The 5,217-nt window shown below is 64.1% G+C and carries 4 protein-coding genes; 1 reads left to right on the forward strand and 3 read right to left on the reverse strand.

Features of this window, described 5'->3' with window-relative positions:
- Positions 1–300 precede the first annotated feature (300 nt).
- Entirely contained in the window at positions 301–1,092 is a 792-nt protein-coding gene (hisN, locus tag ACLEJW_RS03425; protein WP_313303144.1) for a histidinol-phosphatase, read from the reverse strand.
- 220 nt (positions 1,093–1,312) lie between these two features.
- On the opposite strand from hisN, the gene ACLEJW_RS03430 reads away from it, so the two are divergent.
- On the forward strand, positions 1,313–1,951 hold the full coding sequence (locus tag ACLEJW_RS03430) for a helix-turn-helix transcriptional regulator (protein WP_313303146.1): 639 nt from the start codon (positions 1,313–1,315) through the stop codon (positions 1,949–1,951).
- 15 nt (positions 1,952–1,966) lie between these two features.
- Here the strand turns inward: ACLEJW_RS03430 and ACLEJW_RS03435 are convergent, their stop codons facing one another.
- Both ACLEJW_RS03435 and macA read right to left on the reverse strand, forming a co-directional pair.
- The gene (locus ACLEJW_RS03435) at positions 1,967–3,970 is read right to left on the reverse strand and encodes a MacB family efflux pump subunit (protein ID WP_440776976.1); all 2,004 of its coding nucleotides are present in this window, start codon (positions 3,968–3,970) and stop codon (positions 1,967–1,969) included.
- A 2-nt stretch (positions 3,971–3,972) separates the two neighbouring features.
- Positions 3,973–5,127, reverse strand: a complete 1,155-nt coding sequence (macA, locus tag ACLEJW_RS03440) for a macrolide transporter subunit MacA (protein WP_440776977.1) — start codon at positions 5,125–5,127, stop codon at positions 3,973–3,975.
- Between the last annotated feature and the right edge of the window lie 90 nt (positions 5,128–5,217).

Here is a 5,217-nt window from a genome sequence, read left to right on the forward strand (position 1 = left end):
GCACAGCTCGCGATGCGCCGCGCGAGCGGCGCTTGATCGCACAGGCCCCGGTCATCGATGCCTACATGGCAGCGCGGCTCGCCATTCGGCGGCTGCGCCGCGAATCGGTGCGGCCTGGCCTCGCAAGAACCCGAAACCACGGAACAGCGCGGCGGTTTCATGCTTGCCTTGGGATATTTGCTGCCTGTGCGATCGAGCGCCGCCCGTGCGGCGCATCGCGAGCTGCGCTCGCTCCTACGCGGCCAGTAACGCCGGTGTCCGCCCGCATCGACCGTGGCGCGCGATCGCATGGGCCGACCTCTACATGGCAGCGCGCAGCATCTGCACCACCTGCGCATGCAACGCCGGATCACCGCAGGCCACTACGCAGCCGCCATGCTGCGCGCTGCTGCCGTCCCAGGCCGTGATCACGCCGCCTGCACCCTCGATGATCGGCATCAGCGCCTGCACATCGTACGGTTGCAGGCTCGCTTCGACGATTACATCGACGAAGCCCGAGGCGAGCATGCAGTAGGCATAGCAGTCGCCACCATAACGCAGCAGCCGCGCGCGGCCGGCGACGGCTTCAAAGGCCGCTTTGCGTTCGGCGGTGTCGAACATGTCAGGCGTGGTGCACATCAGGGTCGCACTGGCCAGGTCCGCGCAAGGCCGCGTCTTCAGCGGCGTGCCGCTGCGCCAGGCGCCTGCTGGCGTGCCGACGAAGCGTTCGCCGGTGAATGGCTGGTTCATCACGCCAAGCAGCGGCCGGGTACCGTCATTCAGGGCAATCAGCGTGCCCCACAACGGCAGCCCGGTAATGAATGCACGGGTACCGTCTATCGGGTCGAGTACCCAGGTCAGCGGGCTGCTGCCCACGGCGATACCGGCCTCTTCACCCAAGATGCCGTGTTCTGGGTAGCGCCGCGCAATCAGCGCGCGCATGGCGTCTTCAGCGGCCTTGTCGGCGATGGTGACCGGGTCGTACAGACGCCCACCCTTGTCCTCGACCGCCAGGCTAGCGCGGAAATACGGCTGAATCGCCGCTGCCGCAGCATCGGCCAACTGCTCGGCGAACGCTTGGAATTCGCCGATCTGATCAGCACTCAGGGACATGGCACAGGCCTCATGGAGAAATGGGCCTGCATGATACCCGACATCAGCCAGGACGGTAGACGCCTGGCGCTTGACGCCATTATTCTGCCATTATCACCGTTTCATTTAACCGTCACTCAACCGTTGTACTAGGATATCGAGTAGCGCCCGCGGCAAGACGCCCAGGCGCGTGGCCGACTGCCCGGCGCACCCTGCGCCACCGAAACTCATGGATGACACAATGAATTCGCACCTGCTCTACCCGCAAATCGGCAAGGTCATTGCCAGCACCGGCAGCCGCCAGTTTCCGCGCATGCTGCACAGCCTGATCCAGGCGCACCTGACCATCGATGCCATGCAGATACGCCACGCTGCCACTGCCGCGTGCAGCGACGAATCGGCGTTGATAGACGAAACCGTGTTCACCGACCAGCGCGGCCTGGACGCCGATTTCAGTGACCCGTCGCGGCTACACCGAATCCGCCGCAAAGACGATTCGCGCTTTGAAATCCAAGTGCTGCGAGCAGGTTCGACCTATGGCTTTTCCGCCCACGAACGCAGCCGCCTGGACGACATCTCACCGCTGTTGCTGCCTATGCTGGAAAAGCACATCGACGCCCTGCAGCCGGTCGTCCAACCTAGCCTGCCAGAGAGTCTGGAGGAGCGTTTTCAAGAGCGTCTTGCCCAGTCCGGGCTCAAGCTTTCGCAACGTGAAGCCCAGGTGTGCCTTGGCCTGCTGGCCGGGCACACGGCGCCTGAGCAGGCCGAGCGCCTGGCCCTACGGGTCAATACGGTGGAAAGCTACCTGCGCCGGGCGGCCATCAAGCTTGGCATCAGCGGGCGCCATTCGCTGATGCGCTGGATGTATGCCGTGGGCTAGGTGCCCTGGCATGCCTCAGTCACGCGCCAAGGCCTCGATGGGGTCCAGCCGCGCCGCATTGCGCGCCGGCACGAAGCCGAACACCACACCGATCAGCGTCGAGCAGGCGAAAGCCATGACGATCGAGGCCGGCGAGAACACCATCTCCCACTGCTTGACGAACAACTCGAACAGATAGCCAATGCCGTAGGACAGGCCGATGCCGACCAGACCGCCGAACAGACAGACCATCACCGCTTCGACCAGAAACTGCTGGCGGATGTCGGCCTGACGTGCCCCCACGGCCATGCGAATGCCGATTTCACGGGTGCGCTCGGTGACCGACACCAGCATGATGTTCATCACCCCGATGCCACCGACCACCAGCGAGATCACGGCGATCAGCGATAGCAGCAAGGTCAGTGAGCGGCTGGTTTTCTGCACCGTTTGCATGATGCTGTCGAGGTTGTTGGTGAAAAAGTCCTTGCTGCCGTGGCGCTGCAGCATCAGCTTGGTCACTTCCTCTTCCACGCGCTTGCTGGGCACGCCGTCCTTGATGCGCACGCTGATGCTGTCCAGATGACGCTGGCCCAGCACGCGCCCTGCAGCGGTTTCATAGGGCATCCAGATGTTCAGCTGGTTGCTGGCGACGAACAGGTTCTTGTTCTCGGCGGTCACCCCGATCACCGTGCACGGCAGATTGCCCACCAGAATGATCTGCCCCAATGGCTCGACGTTGCTGCCGAACAGGCGCTGGCGCGTGTTGTGGTCGATCACCACCACCTGCGCCTGGCGCCGAGCATCATCGGCGCTGAACACGATGCCGGCGGCCAGGGCGATGTTACGCACCTGAAAGTAGCGTTCGCTGACGCCATTGAGCTGCACGTCCACGTCCAGATTACGGTAGCGCACCAGGGCGCTCTGGCCGATCACCGGGGTGGCGCTGTCGACGTAGTACAGCTCGTTGAGCGCTGCCACATCGGCCGGTAGCAAGGTCTCGATGGTCTTGGCCCGGCTGTCGCCGAAATTGCTGCCTGAATAAATATCGATGGTGTTGCTGCCAATGGCCTGGATGTCCTTGAGCACATAGCCCTTGGCGCCCTCGCCAATGGCCGAAATCGACACCACCGAGGTAATGCCGATGACGATGCCGAGCATGGTCAGCAAGGTGCGCATGCGGTGGGAGATCAATGCGATCCAGGCCATCTTGAAGGCTTCGCCGAACATGCCCAGGCTTGCGAACCAGCGCCTGGCAGCGGACACCTGCGGCGCCGCTTCGGTGACCGCAGCAACGGGTGCCCGGCGGGCGCTGCGCTGGTCGCTGACGATCTGCCCATCGCTGACTTCGATGATACGCTCGGCGTGCGCGGCGACTTTGGGGTCGTGGGTGACCAGGATCACGGTGTGACCGGCGCGGTGCAGTTCCAGCAGAATATTCATCACTTCCTTGCCGCTGGCGGTGTCGAGCGCACCGGTCGGCTCGTCGGCGAGGATCACCTGGCCGCCATTCATCAACGCCCGGCAGATGCTCACCCGCTGCTGCTGGCCCCCTGATAGCTGGCTGGGGCGGTGGCCGAGGTGGCTGGCCAGGCCCAGGCGCGTCAGCAACGCCTGCGCCCGCTCATGCCGCTGGCCCTGGCTGACGCCTGCATAGACGGCAGGAATCTCGACGTTGTGCAGGGCGTCGAGGTGCGGCAGCAGGTGGTAGCGTTGGAAGATGAAACCAAAATGATCGCGCCGCAGCGCTGCCAGGGCGTCGTCGTCAAGCGCCCGGGTTTCCTGGCCGCTGACCTGATAGCTGCCGCTGCTGGCGTGGTCCAGGCAGCCGAGGATGTTCATCAGGGTCGACTTGCCAGACCCCGAGGCGCCGATGATGGCCACCAGCTCGCCACTGTCGATGCGCAGATCGATCCCCTTGAGTGCATGAAACTCACGGTCACCGGCAAGAAAACTACGGGTCACCCCCTGCAGGTGCAACAGCGGCAGGGCCTGGTCTTGAGTCAGGTGCGCATGGGCGCGCAGCTCGACATTCATGTTCATGCTCAAGCCCCCGCTTCGCCCGACACCGGCTCGCCGATCACCACGCGGTCACCTTCGGCCAGGCCGTCCTTGATCTGCACCTTGACGTTGTTGTTGATCCCAGCCTGCACGTTGCGCACCTGGGCGAAGCCCTTGGCATCGAGCACGCGTACCGGGAAGCTGCCATCGGCGTTACGCAGGCCCAGCGCCGCGACCGGCACGGTCAGCGCCTGGGCGGCGGTTTCAAGGACGATGTGTACCTGGGCGGTCATGGCAATACGCAGACGATGTTCGGGGTTGGGTACCTCGAACAGGGCGTTGTAGAACACCGCGCCACTGGGCTTGCTGCTGGCTTCGCTCTTGTCGCTGCTGTGGGCGTAGTCCTGCGGCGCAGGTTCGGTCCCGCGCAACTTGGCGTAGTAGCGCTTGTCCTCGCCAAGAATGGTGAAGTACAACGGTTGGCCGGGGCTGATGTGAATCACGTCAGCTTCCGAGACCTGGGCCTTGACCGTCATGGTGTCGAGGTCGGCCAGCTTGAGCAGCACCGGTGCCAGTTGGTTGGCGATCACCGTCTGCCCCTCCTGGGTGACGATACCCACCACGTGCCCGGTGATGGGCGCGTTGATGCGCGTATAACCCAGATTGACCTTGGCCGTGTCGATCTCGACGCGGGCGCTCTGGATCTGTGCATCGAGCGAGCGCACCGCCGCTTGCTGCACTTCATAGTCGGACTCGGCGTTCTCGAAGTCCTGGCGCGACACCGACTCGTCTTCCTGCAACGCTCTGTAGCGCTCATAAACGCGCCGGGCCTGCTTGAGCTGGGCCAGGGCCGAGCGCTTTTGCGCCTGCAGTTTGTCTTCGTCGACCTCGGCCTGGCGCAAGGTGTTACGCAGCACCAGCGGGTCGATCTCGGCCAACCACTGGCCCTCGCTGACCTTGTCGCCCAGCTTGACCTTGAGCGACTTGAGCTGACCGGATACCTGCGCGCCGACGTCGACCTGCCTGACCCCTTCGAGCATGCCGGTGGCCAACACCGCGTGTTCGATATCGCCACGTTCGACCGTGGCTGTGATGTACTGCGGCGCCTTGGCCGGGGCCTGGACGGCATACAGGGTGATGCCGACAACCAGGGCCACGGCGGCGCCAAGGCCGAACTTGCGCAATCTGGGCTTATCCATGAACACTCACTTCCATTGAAATCACTTGTTTGCAGCCAACTGCGACCGTGAGCACGGGGTCACCGTGCCCACGTCCCGCCGCGCCCTGGC

Source organism: Pseudomonas sp. SMSB3 (genome assembly GCF_052041965.1).
GTDB lineage: Bacteria > Pseudomonadota > Gammaproteobacteria > Pseudomonadales > Pseudomonadaceae > Aquipseudomonas.

Bases quoted from the DNA above. Each gene is read 5' to 3' on its own strand.
- ACLEJW_RS03435 (WP_440776976.1), bottom strand. From the start codon at position 3,970: ATGAACATGAATGTCGAGCTGCGCGCCCATGCGCACCTGACTCAAGAC.
- macA (WP_440776977.1), bottom strand. From the start codon at position 5,127: ATGGATAAGCCCAGATTGCGCAAGTTCGGCCTTGGCGCCGCCGTGGCC.
- hisN (WP_313303144.1), bottom strand. From the start codon at position 1,092: ATGTCCCTGAGTGCTGATCAGATCGGCGAATTCCAAGCGTTCGCCGAG.
- ACLEJW_RS03430 (WP_313303146.1), top strand. From the start codon at position 1,313: ATGAATTCGCACCTGCTCTACCCGCAAATCGGCAAGGTCATTGCCAGC.